Origin of the sequence: uncultured Jatrophihabitans sp. (genome assembly GCF_964246335.1) — a bacterium.
GTDB lineage: Bacteria > Actinomycetota > Actinomycetes > Mycobacteriales > Jatrophihabitantaceae > Jatrophihabitans.
Genome location: NZ_CAXTQF010000017.1, coordinates 1 through 25,984 on the forward strand (window position 1 = coordinate 1; position 25,984 = coordinate 25,984).

A 25,984-nucleotide genomic window follows, 5' to 3' on the forward strand; every position below is an offset into this window, starting at 1 on the left:
CAACCACCAACCCCGAAATTGAGGGTGATGCAACGACCGCTAGAACCCAGGGATCCTTCACCGGGGCGCCCGGTGGCTCAAGTCGTCGGGTCCGGCCAATGTCACGACGCCCGCGGTCCGCCCGTGGGGCCGACCAGAGCATCGGTGATTGTCTGGGCGAGCCAGCGCTCGTACCGGTTCCAGCTCCATCCGCGATGGTGCACCAGACGGTCGGCGATGTCGGGAGCGGTGAGCGTCCACAGAACGTCAGCCGCCTTGGCGCGGTCGAGGCCGGAGCGGAGCGTAAACCTCGCCGCGATCTGTCGTGCGGTCGCCGCCGTTCCGAGACCGCGCTCGTGCTCGATGGTCGCGGCGAACTCTGCCAGCTGCGGGTCACCGGCGGCGGCCTGGGCCAGCACCACGATGACCAAGGACAGGACTCGCTCGTTGATCTCCCGGGCCATCCTTGCGTAGAACGCGAGTGCGGTCTCGGCAGAGTCAGCGGCCACCATTGCCCGCACGAGGGGGCGGTCCGCCATCGAGACCGGATCGTCGTCGCCGGCTACGGCGATGTCGTAAACGGCCTTGAGGACGATGTCCTTACCGCCGACAAGGTTGTACACCGTCTGAACACTCACGCCACTGGCACGTGCCACGTCCGCGAGGGTGGTTCCCAGGTAACCACCAGCTCTGAACAACTGGTCGGCATGCTCGAGGATGCGACGCCGCGTCAAGCGGGCCTGTTCGACTCGGCTGTCGCTGGTATACCGGCGCGGAGTCACACCCCGGTCCCCTCCTTGACATTGACTTGAATCGGCTTCAATCTGATACATACCGAGTCTCAAGTGTATGGAGGACCGCCGTGACCGTCGCCGAACGCGCTGCGCGTGAAATCGATACAATCTTGCGTGCACGGGATTACGAGCGCCTGCGCGAGATCGTCACCGACGACTTCGTCGATCACAGCGCCCCGCCGGGAACGTTCGACGGTGCCGACGGATACGTCGCGACGATGCGTTTTGTCGGCGAACAACTGGGCATTGCTTACGAGGTAGCCGACGTCGTGGCACGTGGGGACGACGTCGTCGTCCACGCGATCGCTCGCGGCCGCCACGACATTCCCCTGGCCGGCCTCCCCGCCACCGGTCGATCGTTCGAGATGCGCACGATGCACTGGTACCGGGCCCGCGGCGACCGGCTCGCAGAACACTGGGGGGTACTCGACCAACTCGGCATGCTCTTTCAGACCGGCGCCCTCCCGGTCGCCGGAACCATTGACGCGCGGCCCGCAAGCGCGGCCCAGTGACCTGGTCGCCGACCCGCAGGAACCCGCCACCCAAGATCCCGGAACGGATCACCTATGTAGTCAGACCCTGTGCGCGTTCTGGCGCTGTGACGGCTTGTGGACACGATGAGTCATGAGAGGAACTGTTGTGGCATACAGGTTCTCGATCGCCGCGGCGGTGGCCGCCTGCGTCGCCGGGTTGATGCTCGCTGGATGCAGCACGAGCGGGGGGAGCGGACCCACGTCGACAACCGTTGATCCGTCGGTCGCGTCAACCAAGCCCACGGGATCGTCGGCCAACCCGACCACAAACAAGCCCGCGGCCACACAAGCCAGCGCGAGAGCATCAGTCCCGAAAACAAGTCCCGGATCGACCCGTAGAGCAATGCCCATAGGCGCGACCGTAGATCTGAACAACGGCCGTTTTGCGACCTCAGTGACTGTCGCGAGAGTGATCGACCCCGCGCGCGTCACGCCAGCAAATCAAGTCCCAACCGACGGTGACCGGTTCGTCGGGGTCGAGTTCGACCGAGCTGACACCGCGCCTGCCAGTCCCATCGCCGAGACCGAAGAGGAGTACGCGGACACCGAACTGACGGTCGTCGCCAGGAACGGCGTGAAGATCCATGGGATTGTCGACGGGACCACTTTCGGGAGTCTGGTGGGATGCGCTGTCAGCGGTGCCGTACCCGATTCCCAACTAGGGGCGCAACTGTTGCACCCAGGCCAGAAGACAGTCGATTGCGTTGTCTTTCAATTACCGAAGGGCGCGGCGTTGTCCAAGATCACCTATCAAGACAACGACACCGATTCCCGACCTGGTGGAAGCCCGTCCGGATCGGTGGCCACCTGGACCGTAGGCACCAAGTAGACGTGTCACCCGCGCAAGCAGATGAACGCCCTCGACGGCGTGGCACGCGCCAGGAGGTGAACGCGCGCGAGCGGCGGATGATGTTTCGGTGTCGCTGACCTTGCCTGAGGACGTTGAAGCGGTTGTGGAAGTCGCCGTACGGCTTGCCACGGCCATCGCGGGTGTCGCCGCTGTCGGCCTGGTTGGGTCGTACGCCAGAGGCGCCGCCGGACCGACTTCCGACATTGACTTCGTCGTTCTGACTGACCGTCCGCAAGCGCTGCTCGAAAGCGACGACTGGTTCCGCCTGTTTGACCCACACGCTGAGTTGATTCGAAGCGAAGACTTCGGAGCGATCCAGGAGCGGCGCCTGCGGCTGCCCCGTGGGCTCGTAGTCGACGTGGGTATTGGGCGGCCGAGTTGGGCAGCCGTCAATCCCGTCGATCCAGGAACTCGACGGGTGGTCAGTGACGGCCTGGCCGTCCTGTACGACCCGCGCGACCTACTAGGCGGACTGGCTCTTGCCGTCGCCAACTGAGCGATCGGTTCCGATACGTTGACAACCGTCCGGAAGCGGACCGCTCACGGGCGCTCCCAGGCCTCTCGAGCATGGTTCGTCTCTGGAGACGTTGAGATGACCACAAGTGCCCGCAGGGGATCCCGTTTGTGACGACCGGCTCCGCTCGCTCGACGCTCGGCTCAGCTCGACGGGTAGTGCCCGCAGGCGGGGCCGCTTGCGGGCCCTGTTGCTCGACCCCTCGGTCCGGGTGCCGCGCCGAATTGCCGGCTCGCGTCTACAGCGCCAGGTGCAGCCGCAGTGCGTCGTCGAGTTGAGCCATGACCTGTGCAGGAACCCGTCCCAGGATGGGCCCGAGCCGCTCTACGGCCACAGAGCGCACTTGCTCGGCCTGCGCCTTCGAATCCATCCGCAAGCCGGTCGCCTCGGCCGTGAGCAGAGTCTGGAACGGAAACACGCGCTCGACGTTGCTGGTCACCGGCACCACCGTGACGACACCCCGCCCGAGACGATCGGCGGTCATGTTCGCGCGGTCGTTGCTGACGATAACGGCCGGGCGTCGCTTGCTCGCCTCGCTACCCCGCACCGGCTCCAGGTCGGTCAGGCGCACCTCACCCCGCTGCATCGGCGACTCCGTCCGCCACAGTGACATCCCAGGCTGCCTGCTCACCCGAAACCGACCAGTCGTCCCAGGCCGCGGCGTAGTCATGGTCCAGACCGTCCTGTCGAAGCATGCGGATTGCATGCTGGACGACCGCGGACCTCGAGGGCAGTCCCGATAATCGGGCGTACTCGTCAAGGACGGCCACGTACTCCTCCGGGATGCTCACACTCAGCTTCACACGGACAATGCTACTGCAGTACTACCATGGTGCTACTCGACGCCGTGCGGACATGCACCGCCCTCAAGCCGATGGCTTTCCGGGCCGGCGCCAAGCTCAGCGACATGGAATTCTCCGGCGGCGGCACCTTCGAGGTGCTCAACAAGAAGTACCGGTTCCTCACTTCAACGTCGCGCTGTCCAACGACAACCGGCGCGACATGCCCGCAAACGGACCCGTCACTGCGACGGGCGACTGTCTTGTGGCGTTCACCGGCTCAGGCCAGGAGATGTCGTCCCGGTAGCCCCGCCCGGAGAAGATTCCCGCATGGGTGCGCCAAGCGGGACGGTCACACCAAGCCGAGACGGGCCGCCCGAGGAGTGCGATCGCCGATGGACTGGAGAGGTCCGATGCAGTTGGAAATGTCGCGGAACCGGGCGGTCTCCATGGCTGCTCGTCGCCCCTGGGCTGGCTGACGTCGTCATGATCGGCGCGAAGTCGTGGCGCAACGCCGCCTTCGCGTTGCGGGGCTCGACGGCTCTGCACACTGAACACCCGTACCGTTCGTTGCCCTGACCGCGCGCCATCACTCAACCCAGACCGGAAGTCGATCAACGAGAGGATCGTCGTGACGTCGACACCGTCCCCGCTGGTCCTGCTGGCGCCCGCGCCGCAGTCCCGTGACGTCATCTTCACGCCAGACACGTGGCGATTGATGCAGCAGACGTTCACCGTGATCGAGCCGGACCTGACGACGACCGCCGGAACCGAGCAGTTCGACGAACTGCTTCCGATCGCGTTCGCCGTCGTCGGCCAACCCGACCTGCCCCGCGAACGACTCGAAACCGCACGCGAGTTGCGGGCGGTGTGCAACGTGGAGGGCAACTTCTTCCCCAACGTCGACTACAAGACCTGCGCCGACCGGGGTGTGTACGTGCTGGGGTGCGGCCCCGCCTACGCCCAGCCCGTCGCCGAGTACGGCCTCGGGCTCGGTCTGGACATCGCGCGTGGCATCTCCCGTGCCGACCGGCTATTTCGCGTCGGCGACGAGCAATACACCGCAGCCGGCAACGCCGACGCGATGCTGCTGCGCCGCGCCGACATCGGGCTGATCGGATTCGGCAACCTGGGCCGGGCCCTTGCTCGGCTGCTCGCGCCGTTCGACGCCACAATTCGGGTGCACGACCCGTGGCTGCCCGACGCCGTCCTCCGCGACGCAGGGGTGCAACCGTCCGGACTCGAGGAACTGCTGACCCACAGCAAGCTGGTGTTCGTGCTCGCCACCATCACCGACGAGAGCACCCAGCTGCTCGACGCGGCCCGGCTCGACCTGCTGCCCGACAAGGCCCGGCTCGTCCTGCTCAGCCGTGCCGCTGCGGCCGACTTCGACGCGCTCTACGAACGCATCGCGTCAGGTCGACTTATCGCCGCCATCGACGTGTGGCCGACCGAACCCATGCCCGCCGACGACGCAGCGCGAGGCCTCGACGGCGCGACGCTCTCGGCGCACCGCGCCGGCGGTATCCGCGAGGCCTTTCACGACATCGGCGCGATGGTGCTCGACGACTTGACCCTCATCCGGCGCGGCCTGCCGCCGGCCCGGATGCAGGTCGCCGCCCGCGAACTCGTCACCCGCTACCGATCTCGTCCCGTGAGCGAGGTCCTCGGCACGACGTCCGACGACGAAGGAAGTTGATCGTGCACCTGTCCTGCCGGGCCGTCCTTTTCGACAGCGACGGCGTGCTGGTCGACTCCGACGCCAGCGTCGTCCGCGCCTGGGACCGCTGGTCGCGCCAGTACGGCCAGAACGCCGACAGCGTCATCGCCAGCGTGCACGGCCGCCGATCAGCCGACACCATCGCCGCGCTCATCGCTCCCGACCTGCAGGCGCAAGCACTGATCGACATCGACACCTACGAGGTCGACGACGCCGCTCTCGTGACCGCGGTCCCCGGCGCCGCCGCGCTCGTCGCCGACATACCGGCAGACGCTCGAGCGGTCGTGACCTCGGCCAAGCGTGCGTTGCTGCTTGCGCGGCTCGCTGCCGCCGACCTGCCGATTCCCGCGGTGGTGGTCGCGGCCGAGGACGTCCCGGCCGGCAAACCCGACCCGGCCGGTTACCTCGCGGCCGCAGCCTCATTACGCGTCCCGATCACGTCCGCGATCGTCATCGAAGACAGCGTCAGCGGAGTCGATGCCGCCCGCGCCGCGGGCGTGGGCGCCGTCATCGGCGTCAGCGAGCGCGCCCTGGCCACCGACGCCGACGCCGTGGTCGAGGACCTACGTTCGGTGCGGTGGACGTCCGGCGGATTGACCATCGACGACGCTGCCGCGTTACGGATCAGCCCGCGATAGCGATCTCCCTCGTGGCGGGGGAGTCGGCTGGCGCTACGGACGCCGCAGGAGCTGGTCCCGATTGTTTGTCAGCCAGCGCGTCAACCCGTCGAAGACTTCGACGGCGCCGGCGCGCCCAGCGTTCAGGTGGTCCGTGCGTGCTCGATGAAAACGATCCGCCAGTTCGTCTACTACGTCTGTCGGCCTCAGCAACCCGTACGCCGCACACATCAGCGTGATCCTGCGCGACTGCTCGTCGACAGGAACGCCGACATCGGTCACGTCTGCACAGCACCACACGGCGTGCGCGAAGTCGACGACGCGCGAACCGGGCGAGACATCGCTGTCCCAGTCGATGATCGCCACGGCGGATCCTCCGTCGAAGACCGTGTTGTGCGGTCCCAGGTCGCCATGGCACACGATCTCGGAATCGCCGCACAACACCGAGCCGGCTATCGCGTCGTGGAAACTGCGGACCAGCATGGCTGAGCTGACCAGCTGCTCGTCGGTCAGGTTGTACGGCTGCCGGGGCGGCACGTAGCCGGCGAGGTAGCTCACCATCTCTCGACCGTCGGCGTCGAAACCCATCGCCCGTGGCGCGCCGGTGAAGCCCACCGCCTCGAGGTGGCGCAGTACTGCCTGGACGTAATCCGACCGGTCGTGCCGGGGCCGGACGACTACCGCGCCGCGTCGAACGATGCCCGCCGTCTGCGCGCCACCCAGCAGCGGTTCGTCGCGTTCTCGGACCACGGTGTCATTGTCGGCCTTGCCCTGACACCCGCGCTCGACGAACTACTGCACCGGGCGGGCGAAGACGGCAATGTTGTCGCGGTAGGAGTGCTGGGCAGCGTCGAACGGGCCGCCGCAGGTGATGACCACCAGTCGAGGGGCACCGGCATTCGTGAACAACGCATGCGGTAGCGCCTTGGCTTTTGAATAGACCCGACGGGCGTAGACCCGATACGTGACGGTGTGCCCCGCGCTGGTCGCCAGCGTGATCCGCCTTCCTGCCCGCAGTTGCGTGAGGTGGAACAACGCGCCCTGTCCGTCGACCCGGGAGTCGACGTGCCCGTCGATGACAGTCGCGCCGGCGGGTGAACCCGGCGGCACGCTGCCGACCCACCAGCCGACGTGCGTGATGTCGTCCGGCACCGTGAGCTGCCCGCCCCGAGTGACGACCTGCTCCACCGGTGCGGACACCCCCAGCCCGGGCACACGCAGCCGGGTCGGCCGCGACGTGAGCACGTCGAGGTCCCCGGGGGCGCCGGACGCACCCGCGGCTGACCTCGGCGAGGTCGGCGTCGGAGCACGCCGTGCCGGCGCCGTACCCGGTGGCGTTCCTGACGCGATGGAACCGAAGGCGGTTGGTGTGCGCGTATCCCGCCGCAGCAGGACCAGCGCGACCAGCGCGAGCGCAAGACCCACCAGGACAATCACGCAGGACACCGGTGTGCGAAGGGCGCGGAACATTCAGCGGACGGCGTGCCTGCGCCTGGTCAGGACGGTCGTGCCGCCTGCGGCGAGCAGCAGACCGCCCGCGAGGAGGCCGAGGAGCCCGTCGCGATCTGCCGCGCTGGTCGGTGCGGCCTGCCCACCCGTGCCTGCGGGCACACCGGTCGGCATCCCGCCGCCGGCGGATGCGTTGCTGTTGGAGTAGGCCACCGTCGTCGCGCCCGCATACGCGAGGGTCGTGCTGGCATCGCGGGTCGCGGCACCCAGGGTGAGGCTCCTGGCCTGGCCGGTCATGCCGACCGGGATGGCGAAGCGAACCTTGAAGTATCCGCTCGAACTCGTCCGAGCCTTCGCCAGTGCAGTCGCAAGGGCGGTGCTGCCCTTGACACCGACCTGCACGGGAAGGCTGACTGCGGGGGTGGCGTTACCGGTCGTGGCGTGACAGCCGGAGAAGTGTCGCCCGATTACGGTGACGGTCTGCCCGGCGTGTACGGCCGCGGGCATGACCTGCAGCGTCGGTTTCCGGCATGCGGACGTGGCGACGACCCGGGCCGAGCTCGACGGCGTCGCGCTCGGTGCGGCGCTCGTCGCCGCGGGCGTACTCGCCGGCGCCGCAACGCTCGTGCTGGGAGCCGGCTTGGCCGCGGAGGTCTTGTCGTCGTTAGTGAAGTGCCGTACGAGCAGAACGACGAGTAACGCGATCACCAGCAGGGCCAACAGACCGCACAGCCACCAGAGCCATCCGCGTCGTCGGTGATCGTCGTCGCCGCCGACCGGGTGGGCTCCACCCGGTGCGGCACCGGCTCCTATGGGATGACTCATGACGGTTCCCCCCTGTTGTATTGCGAGATGTGTCGTGCCGCCTGCGCCGACGGAAGTCGCTCGAGACGTCGTGCGGGGTCCATGAACGGACCCGATGTCAGGTCACCGAGTTGTCGGAATCGGTGCGCGGTTAAGTGCCTTCGGACGGCCTAGCGCCGGACGCTGCGCCGATCGGCGACACGAGTCCAGATGAACAGGACGATCACCGCACCGATGACCGAACCGATGATTCCGGACGGTTGCAGGAAGCCGTTGGCCGAATCCTTGTGGAAGATCAGGTAGCCCAGGAAACCGCCGACGAAAGACCCGACGATGCCCAGCAGGATCGTCATGGGGATCGAGATGTCCTGCTTGCCGGGGATGATCAATCGGGCAAGCGCACCGGCTATCAAGCCGACGACGATCAGACTGACTATCAACCCGATCATCCGAACATTTTCCCCAGGCCGCCGAGCTTGTCGCCGAGACTCGACGGGTCGACGCCGAACTTCGACAAGAGGTTCTTGTGTCCGTCGTCGTCGGTGTCGACCGTGTCCGGTAGTTCGTCGTTTGCCTGGGCAGCCTTGTCGTGGTCGCCCTGGCTCTTCAGCAGCTGCAAGATTTGATCTTTGTCGATGTTCATCGGTTTCTCCGGTTCGGGTGCGGGTGAGTGGAATGGAACTGATCGGCGGTCTGCGTCATGACGCGGTCGTTCATTGCCGCGCGTTGCGCCGGCGCCGCGGGATCTCCGACAACGAGTGGGAACCGCCGTCGTCGTCTGTGGTGGATCGGGATCCGGCGTAGACCGTGTCGGAATCGGCTTCGCGGCGTCCGCCGGTCGGTTGGGGATGATCGTCGTGATCGCGATGCTCGCGTGCCCGGTCGTCATCATCGCGTCCGTCGCGCTCTCTGCGCTGCGCAGCGCGGACGTCGCGAACGCTGACCACGGCAAGTCGGCCGAGGACGCTCGCACCGACGAAAAGAATCAGCGTGCCGAGCCCGGTGAACAACAACAAGGTCTCGAGGGTCGAGCCGACCGTCGTCTTGTGGATCGGCGCGCCGGCCGTTCCCAAGTGCAGCAATGCGCGCAACGTCGGGCCGACCAGGAACCACGCACCGCCCGCGACGGCCAGCCAAGCGCCGAGGCTGGTGACGATGCGGTTCGCGGCGACGAGGAGCAGCAGGCCACCGACGGCAGTCACCGCACCCGGGAGTATCTCCAGCCAGAACCGTGCGGCGGTGATCGTCCAGGTCTTGTCCGGCGTATAGCCGAAACCCACGTACGGACCGATGAGCGGGATCAGCAGACCCCACACACCCAGCACGATCAACAGCAAGCCGCTGACGGCGCCTCGCGAACGCGGGACGCGCATCCGGCCACCGTGCAGATCGGGTTCATTCTGTTCGTGCTTGTTCGCCATGTGTGGCGTGCTCCTTCTAGGTCTTGGTGGGTGCATGTGCGCGAGCGCGGTCGAGCGCATCGCGCATTGGCCGAAGGCTGATTGCTCACCGCACGCGCGGAGATCACTCGGTGCTATGGAGAGGCGCAGACCGTGGGAAAGGCCCGGATGGCTCCCGCGTAGAACGCGACGCAATTGGTACGTCGCGCTAGTGCGCGACGACGCCCGCTTCCAGGGCAATTCGGGTGAGGGCCTGACCGTCCGCGGGGGAGCAGGTCGACGCTCGTCGGTTCAGGTAGACATGCCCGACCGAACGTTTACAACGTACACCACGCGGACGCGAATTGGCGGAATGTGCAACATTCGGCCGGTGCGGTGATCGACATTGAGCGGTCGCAAGAGTGCGCCGCCGCTATCGACCAGCTCTTCTCCCTGACCGACCCGCATTTTGTTGAGCACCGGGCGCGGGGAGAAGGACGTGCGCGAGATCAAGGACGTGCGCGAGGGAGCCCAGCCGATCATTTGCGCCGCCGTCTCCTGGGACGGCCATCACCTGAGGGGCCCTCGTCGCCGACGAGATGACCGGGTACGGCTGGTGACCCACCTGACCGTGGGTCGACCGGTCAGCTCTGACCGGCGAGACGCTCCCGTCGCTGCCGCAGCGCCTCGAGCACGCCCTGCAGCTCCTCGACGTTGGTCAGCGCCGCGGCCGTGTCCTCGGGATCCTGCGGCCCTTCGTCCTGGCCGCCGACCTGCCGGCGCAACTCGTCGATCTGCGTCTCGATCTCGGCGATGCGGGCGTCGACGTCAGCGAGGTCGTCGCCGGTCGGATTGTTCTGCTCAGTCATCCGGCCATTGTGCCGATAGGTCGGCCGCGGTTCCTAAGCTGACCTCCGTGACCCTGTTCGAGCCGGACTCACCGCGGGCGCCGGCCGACGCCGAACCGCTGGACCCGTCAGCCCCGCTGGCCGCGCGAATGCGGCCGCGAACGCTCGACGAGGTCGTCGGCCAGCAGCATCTGCTTGCCGCCGGATCGCCGCTGCGCCGCCTGGTCGAGGGCGATGCGCCGATGTCGCTGATCCTGTTCGGGCCGCCGGGCACCGGGAAGACCACGCTCGCGCTCATCGTGTCCAGCGCGACCAACCGGCGCTTCGAGCAACTGTCCGCCCTGAACGCCGGCGTCAAGGACGTCCGCGAGGTCATCGCCCGCGCCAAGGCCGAGCTGGGCCGCATAGGCCGCCAGACGGTGTTGTTCATCGACGAGATCCACCGCTTCTCGAAGACCCAGCAGGACTCGTTGCTCGCCGCGGTCGAGGCGCGGCACGTCACGCTGGTCGCGGCAACGACGGAGAACCCGTTCTTCTCGATCGTCTCGCCCCTGCTGTCCCGCAGCCTGCTGTTGACCCTGCAACCACTCGACGACGCCGCTGTCGGCGAACTCGTCGACCGCGCGCTGACCGAGGAACGCGGGTTGAACGGCGCCGTCACGCTCGCCGGGGACGCCCGCGCCCACCTGCTGCGGCTCGCCGGCGGCGACGCGCGCCGCGCGCTGACCGCGCTGGAGGCCGCAGCTGGCACGGTGCTGGCCGAGGGCCGGGACACGGTCGATCTGGACGCGCTGGAACAGGCCGTCGACACCGCCGCGGTGCGTTACGACCGCGACGGGGACCAGCACTACAACGTGATCAGCGCGTTCATCAAGTCCATCCGTGGCTCGGATGCCGACGCCGCCCTGCACTACCTGGCACGCATGCTCGAAGCCGGGGAGGACCCGCGGTTCATCGCCCGCCGACTGGTCGTGCACGCGTCCGAGGACATCGGCCTGGCCGACCCGGGCGCGCTGCTGGCCGCAACCGCGGCAGCCCAGGCCGTGGCGCTGATCGGCCTCCCGGAGGCACGGATCAACCTCGCACAGGCCACCATCCACCTCGCGCTGGCGCCGAAGTCGAACGCCGTGGTTCGTGCCATCGACGCGGCTGCAGCCGACGTTCGCGCGGGCCTCGCCGGCGCCGTACCTCCCGCGCTGCGCGACGCGCACTACGCGGGCGCGAACAAGCTGGGCGCGGGTAAGCGCTACGTCTACCCACCGGACACGCCCGACGGCGTCGTTGCCCAGCAGTATCCGCCCGACGAACTGGTGGGTCGCGACTACTACGTGCCCGCCGGCCGCGGGGCCGAGCGCACTGTCGCCGAACGGCTGGCCAGGCTTCGCGAGATCCTGCGTGGTCACTGACGACGACCCTTGCATCGCCTCAAGTTCGGCGCGCAGTTGTCGATCAACAAATAGTGATCAGCCTGCGCACCCGTCCAACGGTGTGACTCATGTTGCTCGAACCGCCGGTGGACGCCGGTGACGCAGTGGTCGCTGCGACCTGGGATGCCAGTGGCTCGGCGGCATCCGCCGACCAGTTGCCCATAGTCGAGTCCTTGCAGAAACGTGGGCGCGGCGCCATGTTCGTCCGCGACCGCGACGGACGCTTCCTGCTCGCCAGCGACGATTTCGCCGACATCATCGGCGCAGCCGCAGACGATGTCGTGGGTCGGACGGTCAGTGAGGTGCTGCCCGCTCCATTTGCCGAGGAGCAGTGGGCCCGCGACCTGGCGGTCTGGCGCACCGGCGAGCCGAGCGCGCAAGTGTCGACGTTGGTCTTCGGAAGTGACGACGCACGCGAATTCGTCACCCACCGCTTCCCGATCACCGACGCCGACGGCACCGTGCTCGCGGTGGGCGGCCACGCGTTCGAGGTCACCGAACTCGTCGCCCAACGGCGCAACGGGCACGAGTCCGAGACACGGTTCCGGACCATCTTCGACGTCGCGCCGATCGGGCAGATCCTGTCCGACGCCGACGGCACGGTGACCGCGGCGAACCCGCCGATGGCGGCGATGCTCGGCTACCGCCCGGCGGACATGGTCGGGCGCTCCACCCGCGATTTCCTGGCCGACGGCGAGGACGCCCGGGTGATTGCCGACATCGCGGGCCTCGCCGCCGGCGCCGTGAACGCCGTGACCGCCCGACGGCTCTTCCGGCACCGCCTCGGCCACGACGTACCCGTAGCGGTGACGAGCGCTGCGCTGCGCGACATCGACGGCGATCTGCACGGCTGGGTCTCCATGGTGCGCGACGTCAGCGATGAGGAACGCGCGCGGCTCACGCTCGAGCAGGCGCACCGGCGCTCGGTGCGCACAGCAGCGCGGCTGCGTGTCCTGCACGCCGCCTCGATGGCCGCCAACGAGGCGTCCGGCATCGACACGATCGCGCCGGTCGTCCTGCGGTTGTTGGCCGACTACCTGGAAAGTTCGGCAGGTGCCCTGCTGCAGTGGCCGCCGGAGACCACGGAGCCCGCGCAGGTGCTGCACTCCGTCGGCGCGACGTGCTCGTGGACGTCCGTCGTCCGTCCGGTGGACTGCAACGTCGTCGTCGCGGCCGCCGCAGGTCCGGACACCGTGTCCGGGCAGGGCATGACGGTAGTTGTCCCGCTCAGCGGCGCCGAGTCGCGCCTCGCACTCGTCTTCCGCGGTACCGGTCGGCCGGATACCGAACAGCTGGAGCTGCTCGCGCTCGTCGGCAGCGACGTCTCGCGCGTTGTCGAACGAGAGACCACCCGCGAGCGCTTGCGACGCGGCGAGCTGCGCTTCCGCTCCGTGTTCGACTCGTCGCCGTTGCCGATGGCGTTGACGCTCGGCGACAGCGGCACGTTCGGGGCGGTGAACGAAGCGCTCTGCACGCTGGTCGGCCGCACCCGCGAAGAGCTGATCGGCCGCTCCGCGCGCGACCTGTGCCATCCGGACGACGTGGGGCTGACCGACCCCGCGGGGGCGGCGGCGTTGGCGTCGCCGGACGGCACGCACCAGGTGGAGATCCGCTTGCTGCACTCGTCGGGCGCGGTCGTGTTCGCGGACGTCACGTTGACGTGGATGCGCGGGGCGAACGGCGACCTGCAGCTGCTCGCGCACATGGCGGACGTGACCGGCCGGCGCACCGCAGAGGCGCTGTTGCGCCGACAGGCCGAGGAGGACGGACTCACCGGCCTCGCCAACCGCGCTCGGCTGGCCCGCATTCTCGCCGAGCACGGCCGGCAGGGACTGACCTGCACGGTGCTGTTCATCGACCTCGACGGCTTCAAGCTGATCAACGACACGCGTGGTCACGACGTCGGTGACGAGGTCTTGGTCGCCGTCGCGCAACGGCTGCGCCGGGCGGTCCGCGACGACGACCTTGTCGCCCGCTTCGGCGGTGACGAATTCGTCGTCGTGTGTCCGACACCCGCCGACCTCGGCACGAACGAGTACGTCGTTCGCGTGCGCGCCGCGCTCGCACCCGTCATCGCCACCAGTGGCGGTACGGCGAACGTGACGGCCAGCATCGGTATCGCACACGGTCTCGTGGACGAGCAGTGCCCGCAGCTGCTGGTCGAGCGCGCCGACGCTGCGATGTATGAGGCCAAGCGCCTGGGCAAGGACCGGCACGCGGTATGCGACGAACCGATGCGCCGGCGTGCGGTGAATCGCAAACGGACCGAGCTGATCCTGCGCAATGCGTTGGACGAGGGCCGCGTGCGGGTTTACTACCAACCGGTCGTCGATCTGGCCGACGACCGGATCGTCGGGTGCGAGGCGCTCGTCCGGCTCATCGACGAGGACGGTGCGCTCGTCAGCCCGGGGGCGTTCATCGAGGTCGCCGAGCAGAGCGGGCTGATCGTCCCGCTGGGCGCGTGGGTGCTGCGGGAAAGCTGCGCCCGGATCGCCGCTTTGCGGGCCGAAACCGGCCGCCCCCTGACGGTGTCGGTCAACGTGGCGGCGCGGCAGGCGGCGCGGCCGGACTTCGCCGCGTCGGTCGTCGACGCATTGACCACGGCCGGACTGCCGGCCGGCGCTCTCGCGCTCGAACTCACCGAGTCGGCTCTGCTGGCCGCAGACGAATCGACCCTGCGTCAGCTCAAGACCTTGCGAGAGGCCGGGGTGGGCATCTCCCTCGACGACTTCGGTACCGGATACTCCTCGCTCACCTACCTCCGGCACTTCCCGGTGTCGGTGCTGAAGGTGGACCGCTCGTTCGTCGCCGGCATGATGTTCGAGCCCAGCGACCGCGCGATCGTGCGTGCCGTCACGGGCCTGGCCGCGGACCTCGGGCTCACCTGGATCGCGGAGGGCGTCGAAACCATCGAGCAGCACCAGGCCCTGACGGTGCTCGGCGCCGGGTTCGCGCAGGGCTACCTGCACGGCCGACCGATGCCGGACACCGAGTTCGGCGCCGCGCTGGCAGCCGACGTCGCCGTCGAGCGCTCGGCCTGACCGGTTCGCAGGGCCCGGTAACCGATAGGGTCTGCGCACCGGACAACACCTCCGGTGCCGAATGCGAACCGAGGAGTTGCAGATGTCCGGTGGCGCCATTGCTGCGCTGATCGCGGCCGGTGCCTTCGTCGTGCTCGTCCTGTTACTGGCCGTCCCGTTGCTCAAGGCCGGCCGGACGCTGGACGAGGCCACCCTGGCGATCCGCACGACGAACGACGGCGTCGCTCCGCTGCTGGCCGACGCCAAGCAGACCGTCGAAGCGATCAATGTGCAGCTCGTGCAGGTCGAGGGCATCGCGCAGAACGTCAACTCGATGACGACGAATGTCGCCGCGATGACATCGGTCGTCTCCAGCACGCTGGGTAGCCCGATGATCAAGGCTGCGGCGTTCACCTACGGCGTGCGCAAAACCGTCTCCGACCGGCGCGACGCCGAGGCCGTGCGCACCGCGCGGCGCAAGCACCGCAGTGATCGCCGGGCCCGCGGGTGAAGCGCCTCTTCTGGCTCGCCCTGGGGATCACCCTCGGGGTGCTGACCATGCGCAAGATTTCCCGCGCGGCCGAGAAGTTGACGCCGCAGGGGGTCGCCTCGTCGATCGGCCAGGGTCTCAGTGACATCGCCGATGCGGTGGGCGAGTTCGGCGCCGACGTGCGCGCGGCGATGAGCGAGCGCGAGGCGCAGCTGCGCGAGAGCACGGGCCTGGACGGCCAACTCGGCCAGCGCCCGGCGAAACCCGGCAGCCCCGGCTCGCGGCCGGCGCCGCGCGAAGCGCAGTAGACCGCCTGCGCGGGCAATCCGCGCACCGTCGTCTGGCAGAGTTGACACCGTGAAGTCTGCCGAAATCCGGTCCCGCTTCCTCGGCTATTTCGAGGTCAACGGGCACAGCGTCGTGCCCAGCGTCCCGCTGCCCTACGACGACCCCAACCTGCTGTTCGCCAACGCCGGCATGGTGCAGTTCGTGCCGTACTTCATCGGCCAGCTCACCCCGCCGTGGTCGCGCGCGACGAGCATCCAGAAGTGCATCCGCACGCAGGACATCGAAGAGGTCGGCAAGACCACCCGGCACGGCACGTTCTTCCAGATGAACGGCAACTTCAGCTTCGGCGACTACTTCAAGCAGGGCGCCATCGAGCTCGCCTGGAACCTGTCCACGCTGCCGCTGGCCGACGGTGGCTTCGGGCTGGACCCGGAGCGCATCTGGCCGACCGTCTACACCGACGACGACGAGGCGTTCGAGATCTGGCGCCGCGGGATCGGCGTGCCCGCCGAGCGCATCGTGCGCCGCGGCAAGGCCGACAACACCTGGGACATGGGAATCCCCGGCCCCGCCGGCACGTGCAGCGAGCTCTTCTACGACCGCGGCCCGGAGTACGGCCCGGAGGGCGGCCCGGCCGTCGACGAGGACCGGTTCATGGAGTACTGGAACCTCGTGTTCATGCAGTACGAGCGCGGCGACGCCACGGGCACGGGCAAGGGCGAGTACGAGATTCTCGGTGACCTGCCACGCAAGAACATCGACACCGGTATGGGCATGGAACGCATGGCGACGCTGCTGCAGGGCGTCGACAACATGTACGAGATCGACGAGACGCGCCCGGTGCTCGACCTCGCGGCGTCGATGTCGGGCAAGGCATACGGCGTGCACTCCGGGCACGCGGCCAGCGAATCGCACCCCGACGACGTGCGGCTGCGCGTCGTGGCCGACCACGTCCGCACCGCGCTGATGCTGATCGGCGACGGCGTGACGCCGTCGAACGAGGGGCGCGGGTACGTGCTGCGCCGCATCGTGCGCCGCGCGGTGCGCGCCATGCGACTGCTCGGCGTGCACGAGCCGGTGCTGCCGCACCTGCTGCCCGTCTCGCGCGACTGCATGGCGCCGTCGTATCCCGAGCTCGGCACCGACTACGAGCGCATCGCGATGATCGCCTACGCCGAGGAGGACGCGTTCCTGCGCACCCTCACCGCCGGCACCGCCATCTTCGACACCGCCGTCACCGAGGTGCGTCAGGACGGCAGTGACACCGTCCCCGGCACCACCGCGTTCCGGCTGCACGACACCTACGGCTTCCCGATCGAGCTGACGCTGGAGATGGCGGCCGAGCAGGGCCTGCAGGTCAACGAGGCGAAGTTCCGCGAGCTGATGGGCGAGCAACGGGCGAGGGCCAAGGCCGACAGCCGTTCGAAGAAGTCCGCGCACGCCGACAGCGCCGCGCTGCGCCAACTGCGTGAGCAGGGTGAGACGCCGTTCACCGGTTACGACGAGCTGGAGACCGAGACGACGGTGCGCGGCCTGCTGCGCGACGGCGAGCTCGTGCGTGCGGCGCAGCCGGGCGAGACCGTCGAGATCGTGCTCGACCGCACCCCGTTCTACGCCGAATCGGGTGGCCAGATCGCCGACGAGGGCGTCATCACCGTCGACGGCGCACGGCTGCGGGTCACCGATGTGCAGAAGGCGCTGAAGGGCCTGATCGTGCACCGCGCGGTGGTGGAGGACGGCGAGGTCGTCAGCGGCGCCGCAGCGCTGGCCGCCGTGGACGCCAACTGGCGCACCTCTGCGCGGCAGGCCCACTCGGGGACGCACATCGTGCATGCCGCGCTGCGGCACGTGCTCGGCCCGTCGGCGCTGCAGAGCGGCTCGTTCAACCGGCCCGGCTACCTGCGCCTGGACTTCGCGTGGGGCCGGGCGTTGGACGCCGCCACCCGCGGCGACATCGAGGACGTCGCGAACCAGGCCCTGCGCAGCGACCTGCCCGTCACGGTGGAGTACGTGCCGCTGGTGCAGGCACGCGAGATGGGCGCGCTGGCGCTGTTCGGCGAGACCTACGACGAGATCGTGCGGGTCGTCGAGATCGGCGGCCCCTGGTCGCGCGAACTGTGCGGCGGCACGCACGTCGCCCATGCGTCGCAGGTCGGCACGATCACGGTGATCGGCGAGTCGTCGGTCGGCTCGGGCGTGCGTCGCGTCGAGGCCTATGTCGGCATCGAGGCCATGCGCTACCTCGCCACCGAACGCGCGTTGCTCAACGGGCTCGCCGACACGTTGAAGGTGCCGGCCGACCAGGTGCCCGATCGGGTCGCCGGGCTCGTCGATCGGCTGCGCGACGCCGAGCGTGAGCTGGCCCGACTGCGGGCCGGGCAGGTGCTTGCCGCGGCCGGCGCGCTCGCCGCCAGTGCCGAGCAGATCGGCTCGATCCGGGTGGTGGCCACCGCGGCGCCCGCGGGGGTCGCCGGCAACGACCTGCGCTCGCTCGCCCTGGACGTGCGCGGCAAGCTGCCCGCCGGCCAACCGGCCGTTGTGCTGCTCGCCTCGCCGAACGACGCCGGCGGCGCGGCGTTCGTGGCCGCGGTGAACGAGACCGGCCAGCAGGCAGGGGTGCGCGCCGGCGACATCGTCAAGGTGTTCGCGCCCGCGTTGGGGGCACGTGGCGGCGGCAAGGCCGACCTCGCCCAGGGTGCCGGGGGAGATGTGTCCCAGCTGGACGCCGCCTTTGCGGCAGCCAAGTCCTACGTGGCCGGTGCCTGAGCCGACCCCGCGCCCGGCGGGCGTCTGGTTCGCCGTCGACGTCGGAACCGTGCGCGTCGGGATCGCGCGCAGCGATCCGCGCGGCGTGCTCGCACTGCCCGTCACGACCCTGCGTCGCGACCGCAAGCGCAACACCGACGTCGCCGAACTCGTCGACCTCGGCCGGGAGTACGAGGCCGTCGGCTTCGTCGTCGGGCTGCCGCGCACCCTCGCCGGCCGGGAGGGCCCGTCCGCGGCCATGGCGCGTGAGTTCGGGACGGCGCTGGAGCGGCGGCTCAGTGCCGCGCCGGACGGGTCCACCCCCGTCGTCGAATATCTGGACGAACGCCTGACCACGGTGAGCGCGCAGCGTAAGCTCTCGCAAGGCGGAATCAGGGGCCAAACCGGGCGCGCCATCATCGATCAAGCCGCCGCCGTGGAACTGTTGCAGCACTGGCTGGATTCCGACCCCAGCAGGCGCAGCTGACGCAAGCCGTACGTCCCCGTGGACCGCACAACAAGTGAGGTAGATGCGTGAGGCAACGCGACCGCGAGGCGAGTGCCTACGCCGACGACGCCTACGCGTCCCCGGACGCACCGGCGTACGGCCACGGCTTCGCCGACGGCCGTTTCGATGATGACGCCGAAGGTCGTTTCGACGGCGACGCCCACGGATCGCACGACGACCACGACGGCGACGGTCTGTTCCACGACACCCTGCTCGGCGACTACGACGCCGACGACGGCGACGACGGTCCGCTGCCGCGCGTGACCCGGGTGTCGCGCCGCGAGCGCGCGGCCCGCGCGACCGGGCCGGCCGCGACGCGCTCCGAACGCCGCGCCCACGCACGGCGTCGGCAGAACCGGCGCTTCTTCGTCATCCTCGCCGTTCTGGTGGTAGCGCTCGTCGCGGTGGCCACCTGGCTGGTCGTCCTGCCCGTCTACCACTACCTCGAGCCGGACGATTACAGCGGCAACGGCGGCAAACCGGTGCTGGTCACCGTGCAGGCCGACGACGACGCCACCGACATCGGCAACACGCTGCACGCGCGCGGTGTTGTGGCCAGTACCCGCGCGTTCACCGATGCCGCGGGCGACAACGCGAAGTCGCAGAACATCCAGCCCGGGTCCTACCGGCTGCGGGCACATTTGCCCGCGACCAAGGCCCTGGCGCTGCTGCTGACGCCGTCCGCGCGCGTCAACTCGGACGTGGTCGTCTTCGAAGGTGCGACGGTGGTCGACGTCAAGCAACGCCTGGTGGCCAAACCGTGCACCGCGAGCTCGCCGGCCGACGCCACCTGCGGGCCGGGTCTCGACGCCGCCGCGGTGGCCCGGGCTTTCCGCAGCACCCGCGGGCTGGGCATGCCGACCGACTACACCGTCAACGGTAAGACGCCGGCCTCGGTCGAGGGCTTCCTCTACCCGGCCACGTACACGGTCGCGGGGCGGACCGCGCCGTCCGCGGTTCTGCAGCAGATGATCAGCAACTTCACCGACGTCGCGCGCACGACCGATTTCACCGCGTCGGCCCGCGCGCTGAGCCTCACGCCGTACCAGGAGCTGATCGTTGCCTCGATTGCCGAGAAAGAGGCGAAGTTCGCCGCCGACTACCCGCGGGTGGCCCGGGTGATCCTCAACCGGTTGGCTGCGCACAAGCCGTTGCAGATCGACGCCACCAGCGCCTACGCCGCCAAGCTCAAGGGCCTCGACCCGGCGAAGGTCATTTATTCGCAGATCAACTCGCCGTACAACACGTACACGCACGTCGGGCTGCCGCCGACGCCGATCGCGAGCCCCGGCACCGCGGCGATGAACGGTGCGGCACACCCGGCCGCCGGCAACGCGTTGTACTACGTCAACGGGGACGCGGCCGGGCACCTGGTGTTCACGAACGACGAGAACGTGTTCGCCCGCGCCGTGGCCACCTGTCGGGCGCACGGCTGGGGCTGCGGCTAGGCCGTGGCGGCATCCACCGCGCGTCGGCATGCCGGCGTCCTCGGCCGGCCCATCACGCACTCGCTGTCGCCGGTGCTGCACCGCGCCGCGTATTCGGCGCTCGGTCTGGACGTCGACTACACCGCCTTGGACTGCGGTGTGGCCGAGCTGCCCGAGGTGCTGGCCGCGCGCGCCGACTGGCTGGGCTTCTCGGCGACCATGCCGGTCAAACGCGCGCTGCTCGACGTTGCTGACGACGTCAGTGCACTGGCCCGCACGGTCGGTGCGGCGAACACCCTGCTGCCCGCAGCCGGCGGGTGGCTCGCCGACAACACCGATGTCGCGGGCATCACCGCGACGCTCGCCGATCTGCCTGCGTCACCGCGGACGGCGACGGTGCTCGGTGCCGGTGGCACGGCGCAGGCAGTGCTCGCCGCGCTGCCGCACCTCGGCGTCACGCGCTGCACGGTTTTGGTGCGCGACCGGGCGCGCACGGCCGAGGTACGCGCCACGGCCACGCGCTGCGATGTCGACGTGACGGTGGCGCTCCTGGACGTCGACGCCGACGCATTGGGTGCCGACCTCGTGGTGTCGACGCTGCCCGCCGGCGCTGCGGATCCGTTCGCACCGCGCCGCTGGGCGCCGCGGCAGACGCTGCTCGACGTCATCTACGCGGGCTGGCCGACACCGCTGGCTGGCGCGGCGGCCGCCGCGGGCGCGCAGGTGCGCGGCGGCGCGACGATGCTGCTGCACCAGGCAGCCGAGCAGGTGCGGCTGATGACCGGTTGTCCGGCGCCCGTCGACGCGATGCGTGCGGCCCTGCTCGCGGCCGAGCCCGACTGCGGCGCCTGACCGTAACCCCAGCGGGCACTGCTGCCCGCAGCCCGGACCCAAGTACAACGGTGATCAACAGCAGCTTCTGGTCGCTAGGGCGACCAGAAGCTGCTGTTGATCACCGAAGGTGTGTCGAGGCGGCGAGACACCGGAGCGCCGTCAGCGGAGGGTGAGCACGACCTTGCCGACGGCGCCGCGCTCGTCCATCAGGGCAACGGCCTCGCCGGCATCGGCCAGCGCGAACTCGTGCCCGATCGGCGGGGCAAGAGCGCCGGAGGCGACCAGCGGCGACAGCTCGCGCCACTGCTGCTGCAGGTAGTCCGGCCGGGCGAGCGCGTACTGGCCCCACACCACACCGATGAGCGACGTGTTGTTCAGCAGCAGCCGGTTGACCTTGACGGTGGGGATCTCGCCGCCGACGAAGCCCAGCACGAGCAGCCGACCGTCGGTGGCCAGGCTGCGCAGGGAGTCGGTGAAGCGGTCGCCGCCGACCGGGTCGATGACGATGTCCGCGCCGTGCCCGCTCGTCAGCTCGTCGACGGCGTCGCGGAACCCGTCGACCCCGACGGTGTGCTGCGCGCCGGCCTTGCGGGCCAGCTCGGCCTTCGCGTCGGTGGACGCGACCGCGATCACCGTGGCCCCGTGGGCGCGGGCGAACTGGATCGCCGCCGTGCCCACGCCACCGGCCGCGCCGTGCACGAGCACGACGTCTCCCTCGGTCAGCTGCACCCGGTGGGTCAGCGCGAAGTGGACCGTGAGGTAATTGATCGGCAGCGCCGCGGCGGTGGCGAACGAGACGTCGTCCGGGATCGGGAACACCATGTGCGCCGGCGCGAGCGCGAGATCGGCGAAGCCGCCGAACATGGTCAGCGCGCAGACGCGGTCACCCACGGACACCGCGGCACCGTCCGGGGCCGACCGCACGACGCCCGCGACCTCGCCGCCCAGCGTGAACGGCGGTTCCGGCTTGAGTTGGTAACGGCCCTGGGTCAGCAGGACGTCGGGGAACGTGACGCCCGCGGCGTGTACCTCGATGAGCACCTGCTCGTCGTCGGGCGCGGGGTCGTCGACCTCCAGTGCCTGCACCGCTCGTGGTCCGTCCAACGCCGTCACCCGGATCGCTCGCATGCGCCCGACCCTAGCGAGCGGGTTCCCGACGTATCGTCGACGCCATGGCGGTCAGCACGACACGGCGCGCGATCGTCCGGCTGCCCGTCGACGGCGAGCCGGCCCGCACGCCGGACGACCTGGCCGTCGAATCCCCGCTCGTGCTCGCGGCCGACGGTGACGTCATCGCCACCCTGATGCGCACGCCCGGGCACGATCTCGAGCTCGCCGCGGGCTGGCTGGTCGTCGAGTCCGGGGTCCGCCGGGCGGAGGACGTCGCAACACTGCGGGCTTGCCGCGAGGACGACACCGACCGCGTGCACATGACCCTGCGTGCCGGTGTGCGCCCCCCGCGGGCGCGCGCGTTCGTCACGAGTGCCGCCTGCGGCGTGTGCAGCGCCGACGTGCTGGACCTGCACCCGCTGGCCACCAGCGCTCCGCACACCGACGGGTGGCGTGCGCGGCGCGACGTGCTCGTGCGACTGCCCGACACCATGCGCAAGCGGCAGCGCACCTTCGAGCGCACCGGCGCCGTGCACGCCGCGGCGCTGGCTGCACCCGACGGCACCCTGGCCGACGTGCGTGAGGACGTTGGCCGGCACAACGCCGTCGACAAGGTCGTCGGCGCGGCGCTGTTCGTCGGCCGGTTGCCCGCCACCGACCAGCTGCTCGTCGTCAGCGGGCGGGTGTCCTTCGAGATCGTGCAGAAGGCCGTCGCGGCCGGGGTGGCCGGCATCGTCGCGGTGTCCGCGCCGTCCAGCCTCGCCGTCGACCTCGCCCGCGAGCACGGCCTGCTGCTGGCCGGCATGGTGCGCAACGGCCGGTGCAACCTCTACGCGGGCGAGGATTCAGTCGTCTGAGGGCTGGTGCTCGGCGGCCAGTGCGCTGGCCGCAGCGCTCGCGTCGGCCACTGCCTGCGCACCGCCGCCGTGCGACGCCGCGGCGTAGCCGACCAGGAACGTGGTCAGCGGTGCCGCGGGTCGCGCCACGTTGTGCGCGGCGTCGCGCGCGACGTCGAGCAGCAGCGTGCGGTCGACGACGTCGGCATCGACGCCGAGCCGGGCCGCCAACGAGTCGATCCAGTCGTCGAGAGTATTTTTCGGAGCCCCCGCGGGGACGTCGAGCGGAGCGTTCTCGTGGGGTGAGCTCATGGTCGAAGTGTGCTCGCCCGGCGCGCGGCCTCGACGTCGGTCCACGTGTCGCAGTCGGCGCCGTGCCCCTCGACGTCGCGCACCAGCACCTGCGGCACGTCACGCAACAGTGCACGCATCGACGCGTCGCGGGTCTCGCCGAGCCCGGCCAGCGCGTCGAGCAGCGCCGCCCGCCGCCACGCACCGGCGAGGTTGTTGACCCGGCCGTCGGCGTCGACGAGCAGCGCCGCGCCGGAGTCGGGCACCGCGCCCAGCAGGGCGGGAACGGCACCGGCGATCCACGGCAGGTCCGCGGCGAGCACGAGCACGGTGTCCGCGCTGATGTGCGGCGCGGCGGTGGCGAGCGCGGCCACCGGGCCGCCGCCGGGCGGCTGCTCCTGGCACCACTGCACGGCGCGCCCGGCGATCTCGCGCTGCGGCCCGACGACCACGATACGGGTGGCACCCGCCGCGGCGTCGAGCACGCGGGCCAGCAGACTCGCGCCGCCGACGTCGAGCGCCGGTTTGTCGGTGCCGCCGAGCCGGCGCCCCGCCCCGCCGGCGAGCACGATCGCGTCGTACACGCGTCCACGGTAACGACGCCCGTAGGCTCTCGCCCCGTGTCGGCGACGGCGGTGGGTGCAGTGGTGGGCGCGGTTGTCTGTGCCCTGCCGGGGCCCTACCTCGCGCGGCTGACGCACAGCGTCCCGGACCGCGAGATGCGCGACTGGTGGCGCGGGCGGCCGGCATCGACGACGCGGACCGCCGTCACGGCCGTCCTGGGCGCGGTGCTGGGCGCGCTGGGCGGCGCGGCGGCGGGCTGGAGCGCACTGCTGCCGGCGTTCCTCGCGTTGAGCCTGCTGGCCACCCCACTGGTCGTCATCGACTACACCGACCACCGGCTGCCCAACCGGCTCGTCTATCCGCTTGCCGCGGCCGGCGCCGTGCTGCTGGTGCTCGCGGCGCTCGTGCGCGGTGACTGGCACAACCTGTTGCGCGCCGTCGAGGGCGGCGCCGCGGTGTACGCCGTGCTGTTCGTGTTCCAGCTCCTCGCGCCGAGATCGTTCGGCTCCGGCGACGTGCGCCTCGGCGGCGTGCTGGGCGGTTATCTCGGCTGGTTCGGCTGGGGCTACGTCTACTACGGGATCTTCGCCGGCTTCCTGCTCGGTGCGGTGGTCGCCGTCGCATTGCTGATGACCCGCCGCGCCTCGATGAAATCAGCCATCCCGTTCGGTCCGATGATGATCATCGGTGCGCTGGTGGTGCTGGCCTTCCGGCTGGTGCCGTCGACCGCGTTCTGAACCGCAGCGCGGCAGGCCCTATCGTCGAACCATGACCGACGCCGCCCGTCCGGGCCCCACCGTCTTCGTCCTCTACGGCGCCACCGGCGACCTCGCCAAGCGCATGGTGCTGCCGGCGTTCTACAAGCTGGCCATCGAAGGCCTGCTGCCGTCCGACTGGCTGCTCGTCGGCAACGGCCGCGGCGACGTCTCGCACCTCGACTTCCGCAAGCACGTGCACGACGTGCTCTCCGAGTTCGGCCCGAAACCGGACGAGGGTCCGTGGGACGAGTTCAGCGAACGGTTGCGCTTCGCCGGCGGCGGGTTCGCGAAGGACGATCCGGGCAGCCTGCTCGACGTCCTGGACGAGGCGCGCAAGAAGGTCGGCAAGGACGCGCAGCTCGTGCACTATCTCGCCGTCCCGCCGTCGGCGTTCGAGCGGATCACCGAGGGCCTCGGCGAGCACGATCTCGCCACGGGGTCGCGCGTCGTCTACGAGAAGCCTTTCGGCACCTCGCCGGAGGGTTTCCGCGAGCTCGACGAGATGGTGCACAAGACCCTCGCAGAAGATCAGGTGTTCCGCATCGACCACTTCCTCGGCAAGGAGGCGACGCAGAACCTGCACGTGCTGCGGTTCGCCAACGGGCTGTTCAACGCCGCATGGTGCGGCGAGTACATCCGGGCCGTGCAGATCGACGTGCCGGAGAAGCTCGGCATCACCGATCGCGCGGAGTTCTACGACGAGACCGGCGCGGTGCTCGACATGCTCGTCACGCACCTGTTCCAGATCGCGGCGGAGATCGCCATGGAGCCGCCGAAGAGCCTGTCCGCGAAGGACCTGCAGGCCGCCCGCGAGGAGGTCATCGGCTGCTTCCGGCCGCTCGACCCGAAGGACGTCGTGCTCGGCCAGTTCGACGGCTACACCGACGTCCCGAACATCGAGAAGGACTCGCGCACCGACACCTACGTCGCCGCCCGGATGTTCATCGACAACGACCGCTGGCGCGACGTCCCGTTCCTGCTGCGCACCGGCAAGCGGCTGGCGGCCAGCGAGCAGCGGGTGAGCCTGATCCTGCGCGAGCCGGAGGTGTTCGACGAGTTGCCGAAGGACGGCAACGTGCTGTCCTTCGACCTGTCCGGCAACGGCGCGCTCAACCTCGAGCTGGTGGCGAAGCGGCCCGGCCCCGCGCTCAACCTCGACGTTGCGGACATCGGCCTGCGGCTGGACACGCTGAACGGCGCCGACCCGCTGCCGCCGTACGTGCGGCTGATCCACGACGTGCTCGTCGGCGACCGCTCGCTGTTCACCCGGCCGGACGGCCTGGCCGCGGTATGGGAAGCCGCGGGCCCGCTGCTGGACAACCCGCCGACGCCGCAGCAGTACCCCCAGGGCTCGTGGGGCCCGCACGCGGCCCGGGACCTCGCCGAGCCGGACGGCTGGCTGCTGGGCCAGTAGCGCCCG

General features: G+C 69.8%; 30 protein-coding genes. 16 read left to right on the plus strand and 14 right to left on the minus strand.

Annotated elements, in window-relative coordinates; translation table 11 throughout:
- Window positions 1–101 precede the first annotated feature (101 nt).
- A complete protein-coding gene (locus ACFFCN_RS07200) occupies window positions 102–761 on the minus strand; it encodes a TetR/AcrR family transcriptional regulator (protein ID WP_375490464.1) in 660 nt (219 codons plus the stop codon).
- An 80-nt stretch (window positions 762–841) separates the two neighbouring features.
- Here ACFFCN_RS07200 and ACFFCN_RS07205 point away from each other — a divergent pair, with 80 nt between their 5' ends.
- Window positions 842–1,285, plus strand: coding sequence for an ester cyclase (locus tag ACFFCN_RS07205; protein WP_375490465.1), 444 nt, complete (start codon window positions 842–844; stop codon window positions 1,283–1,285).
- Window positions 1,286–1,345: 60 nt separating this feature from the next.
- Here ACFFCN_RS07205 and ACFFCN_RS07210 read toward each other — a convergent pair whose 3' ends face one another.
- On the minus strand, window positions 1,346–1,657 hold the full coding sequence (locus ACFFCN_RS07210) for a hypothetical protein (RefSeq protein WP_375490466.1): 312 nt from the start codon (window positions 1,655–1,657) through the stop codon (window positions 1,346–1,348).
- Between the two features lie 58 nt (window positions 1,658–1,715).
- Here ACFFCN_RS07210 and ACFFCN_RS07215 point away from each other — a divergent pair, with 58 nt between their 5' ends.
- A complete protein-coding gene (locus ACFFCN_RS07215; RefSeq protein ID WP_375490467.1) occupies window positions 1,716–2,135 on the plus strand; it encodes a hypothetical protein in 420 nt (139 codons plus the stop codon).
- Between the two features lie 88 nt (window positions 2,136–2,223).
- Window positions 2,224–2,652 (plus strand): nucleotidyltransferase domain-containing protein, encoded by a 429-nt coding sequence (locus ACFFCN_RS07220; protein WP_375490468.1) that lies wholly within the window; start codon window positions 2,224–2,226, stop codon window positions 2,650–2,652.
- A 256-nt stretch (window positions 2,653–2,908) separates the two neighbouring features.
- On the opposite strand, the gene ACFFCN_RS07225 is transcribed toward ACFFCN_RS07220, so the two are convergent.
- Both ACFFCN_RS07225 and ACFFCN_RS07230 read right to left on the minus strand, forming a co-directional pair.
- Window positions 2,909–3,256, minus strand: a complete 348-nt coding sequence (locus tag ACFFCN_RS07225) for a type II toxin-antitoxin system PemK/MazF family toxin (RefSeq protein WP_375490469.1) — start codon at window positions 3,254–3,256, stop codon at window positions 2,909–2,911.
- A complete protein-coding gene (locus ACFFCN_RS07230) occupies window positions 3,243–3,473 on the minus strand; it encodes a ribbon-helix-helix domain-containing protein (protein ID WP_375490470.1) in 231 nt (76 codons plus the stop codon). The genes ACFFCN_RS07225 and ACFFCN_RS07230 overlap by 14 nt, the downstream gene beginning before the upstream one ends.
- 607 nt (window positions 3,474–4,080) lie before the next feature.
- On the opposite strand from ACFFCN_RS07230, the gene ACFFCN_RS07235 reads away from it, so the two are divergent.
- Window positions 4,081–5,148, plus strand: a complete 1,068-nt coding sequence (locus tag ACFFCN_RS07235; RefSeq protein WP_375490471.1) for an NAD(P)-dependent oxidoreductase — start codon at window positions 4,081–4,083, stop codon at window positions 5,146–5,148.
- A 2-nt stretch (window positions 5,149–5,150) separates the two neighbouring features.
- Window positions 5,151–5,807: an HAD-IA family hydrolase gene (locus ACFFCN_RS07240; protein ID WP_375490472.1), complete on the plus strand. Its 657-nt coding sequence runs from the start codon at window positions 5,151–5,153 to the stop codon at window positions 5,805–5,807.
- Window positions 5,808–5,840: 33 nt separating this feature from the next.
- On the opposite strand, the gene ACFFCN_RS07245 is transcribed toward ACFFCN_RS07240, so the two are convergent.
- The 7 genes from ACFFCN_RS07245 to ACFFCN_RS07275 all read right to left on the minus strand — a co-directional run bounded on the left by ACFFCN_RS07245 (window position 5,841) and on the right by ACFFCN_RS07275 (window position 10,287).
- A complete protein-coding gene (locus tag ACFFCN_RS07245) occupies window positions 5,841–6,536 on the minus strand; it encodes a phosphotransferase (protein ID WP_375490473.1) in 696 nt (231 codons plus the stop codon).
- Window positions 6,537–6,578: 42 nt separating this feature from the next.
- On the minus strand, window positions 6,579–7,031 hold the full coding sequence (locus ACFFCN_RS07250) for a class F sortase (protein ID WP_375490474.1): 453 nt from the start codon (window positions 7,029–7,031) through the stop codon (window positions 6,579–6,581).
- Between the two features lie 225 nt (window positions 7,032–7,256).
- The gene (locus ACFFCN_RS07255; protein WP_375490475.1) at window positions 7,257–8,060 is read right to left on the minus strand and encodes a hypothetical protein; all 804 of its coding nucleotides are present in this window, start codon (window positions 8,058–8,060) and stop codon (window positions 7,257–7,259) included.
- 149 nt (window positions 8,061–8,209) lie between these two features.
- The gene (locus ACFFCN_RS07260) at window positions 8,210–8,488 is read right to left on the minus strand and encodes a GlsB/YeaQ/YmgE family stress response membrane protein (RefSeq protein WP_375490476.1); all 279 of its coding nucleotides are present in this window, start codon (window positions 8,486–8,488) and stop codon (window positions 8,210–8,212) included.
- Window positions 8,485–8,682 (minus strand): hypothetical protein, encoded by a 198-nt coding sequence (locus tag ACFFCN_RS07265; RefSeq protein ID WP_375490477.1) that lies wholly within the window; start codon window positions 8,680–8,682, stop codon window positions 8,485–8,487. Before ACFFCN_RS07265 ends, ACFFCN_RS07260 begins: the two co-directional genes overlap by 4 nt.
- Before the next feature lie 70 nt (window positions 8,683–8,752).
- Window positions 8,753–9,460, minus strand: a complete 708-nt coding sequence (locus ACFFCN_RS07270; RefSeq protein WP_375490478.1) for a hypothetical protein — start codon at window positions 9,458–9,460, stop codon at window positions 8,753–8,755.
- A gap of 602 nt (window positions 9,461–10,062) precedes the next feature.
- On the minus strand, window positions 10,063–10,287 hold the full coding sequence (locus tag ACFFCN_RS07275) for a hypothetical protein (RefSeq protein WP_375490479.1): 225 nt from the start codon (window positions 10,285–10,287) through the stop codon (window positions 10,063–10,065).
- Between the two features lie 128 nt (window positions 10,288–10,415).
- Between ACFFCN_RS07275 and ACFFCN_RS07280 the strand changes: the two genes are divergently transcribed.
- The 8 genes from ACFFCN_RS07280 (at window position 10,416) to ACFFCN_RS07315 (ending at window position 21,023) form a co-directional block, all read left to right on the plus strand.
- Window positions 10,416–11,672 (plus strand): replication-associated recombination protein A, encoded by a 1,257-nt coding sequence (locus ACFFCN_RS07280; protein ID WP_375490521.1) that lies wholly within the window; start codon window positions 10,416–10,418, stop codon window positions 11,670–11,672.
- 89 nt (window positions 11,673–11,761) lie between these two features.
- Window positions 11,762–14,734, plus strand: coding sequence for an EAL domain-containing protein (locus tag ACFFCN_RS07285; RefSeq protein ID WP_375490480.1), 2,973 nt, complete (start codon window positions 11,762–11,764; stop codon window positions 14,732–14,734).
- Window positions 14,735–14,816: 82 nt separating this feature from the next.
- Entirely contained in the window at window positions 14,817–15,224 is a 408-nt protein-coding gene (locus ACFFCN_RS07290; protein ID WP_375490522.1) for a DUF948 domain-containing protein, read from the plus strand.
- Window positions 15,221–15,511 carry a hypothetical protein gene (locus tag ACFFCN_RS07295; protein ID WP_375490481.1) on the plus strand — a complete coding sequence of 97 codons (291 nt, stop codon included), beginning with the start codon at window positions 15,221–15,223 and terminating at the stop codon, window positions 15,509–15,511. Before ACFFCN_RS07290 ends, ACFFCN_RS07295 begins: the two co-directional genes overlap by 4 nt.
- A 49-nt stretch (window positions 15,512–15,560) precedes the next feature.
- The gene (alaS, locus tag ACFFCN_RS07300; RefSeq protein ID WP_375490482.1) at window positions 15,561–18,257 is read left to right on the plus strand and encodes an alanine--tRNA ligase; all 2,697 of its coding nucleotides are present in this window, start codon (window positions 15,561–15,563) and stop codon (window positions 18,255–18,257) included.
- Window positions 18,250–18,723 carry a Holliday junction resolvase RuvX gene (gene ruvX / locus ACFFCN_RS07305; RefSeq protein ID WP_375490483.1) on the plus strand — a complete coding sequence of 158 codons (474 nt, stop codon included), beginning with the start codon at window positions 18,250–18,252 and terminating at the stop codon, window positions 18,721–18,723. Before alaS ends, ruvX begins: the two co-directional genes overlap by 8 nt.
- Before the next feature lie 47 nt (window positions 18,724–18,770).
- Window positions 18,771–20,192 carry an endolytic transglycosylase MltG gene (mltG, locus tag ACFFCN_RS07310; protein ID WP_375490484.1) on the plus strand — a complete coding sequence of 474 codons (1,422 nt, stop codon included), beginning with the start codon at window positions 18,771–18,773 and terminating at the stop codon, window positions 20,190–20,192.
- A gap of 3 nt (window positions 20,193–20,195) precedes the next feature.
- A complete protein-coding gene (locus tag ACFFCN_RS07315; protein ID WP_375490485.1) occupies window positions 20,196–21,023 on the plus strand; it encodes a shikimate dehydrogenase in 828 nt (275 codons plus the stop codon).
- 141 nt (window positions 21,024–21,164) lie between these two features.
- On the opposite strand, the gene ACFFCN_RS07320 is transcribed toward ACFFCN_RS07315, so the two are convergent.
- A complete protein-coding gene (locus ACFFCN_RS07320; RefSeq protein WP_375490486.1) occupies window positions 21,165–22,133 on the minus strand; it encodes an NADPH:quinone oxidoreductase family protein in 969 nt (322 codons plus the stop codon).
- 44 nt (window positions 22,134–22,177) lie between these two features.
- Between ACFFCN_RS07320 and ACFFCN_RS07325 the strand changes: the two genes are divergently transcribed.
- Complete coding sequence (locus ACFFCN_RS07325) at window positions 22,178–22,972, plus strand: formate dehydrogenase accessory sulfurtransferase FdhD (protein WP_375490487.1); 795 nt, start codon at window positions 22,178–22,180, stop codon at window positions 22,970–22,972.
- Here ACFFCN_RS07325 and ACFFCN_RS07330 read toward each other — a convergent pair.
- Both ACFFCN_RS07330 and ACFFCN_RS07335 read right to left on the minus strand, forming a co-directional pair.
- On the minus strand, window positions 22,961–23,263 hold the full coding sequence (locus ACFFCN_RS07330; RefSeq protein WP_375490488.1) for a DUF6457 domain-containing protein: 303 nt from the start codon (window positions 23,261–23,263) through the stop codon (window positions 22,961–22,963). The two genes, ACFFCN_RS07325 and ACFFCN_RS07330, sit on opposite strands and share 12 nt — an antisense overlap.
- Window positions 23,260–23,826 (minus strand): molybdenum cofactor guanylyltransferase, encoded by a 567-nt coding sequence (locus ACFFCN_RS07335; protein WP_375490489.1) that lies wholly within the window; start codon window positions 23,824–23,826, stop codon window positions 23,260–23,262. The genes ACFFCN_RS07330 and ACFFCN_RS07335 overlap by 4 nt, the downstream gene beginning before the upstream one ends.
- A 36-nt stretch (window positions 23,827–23,862) precedes the next feature.
- On the opposite strand from ACFFCN_RS07335, the gene ACFFCN_RS07340 reads away from it, so the two are divergent.
- Both ACFFCN_RS07340 and ACFFCN_RS07345 read left to right on the plus strand, forming a co-directional pair.
- Window positions 23,863–24,543, plus strand: a complete 681-nt coding sequence (locus tag ACFFCN_RS07340) for a prepilin peptidase (RefSeq protein WP_375490490.1) — start codon at window positions 23,863–23,865, stop codon at window positions 24,541–24,543.
- Window positions 24,544–24,574: 31 nt separating this feature from the next.
- Window positions 24,575–25,978: a glucose-6-phosphate dehydrogenase (NADP(+)) gene (locus ACFFCN_RS07345; protein ID WP_375490491.1), complete on the plus strand. Its 1,404-nt coding sequence runs from the start codon at window positions 24,575–24,577 to the stop codon at window positions 25,976–25,978.
- The last annotated feature ends 6 nt before the right edge of the window (window positions 25,979–25,984 follow it).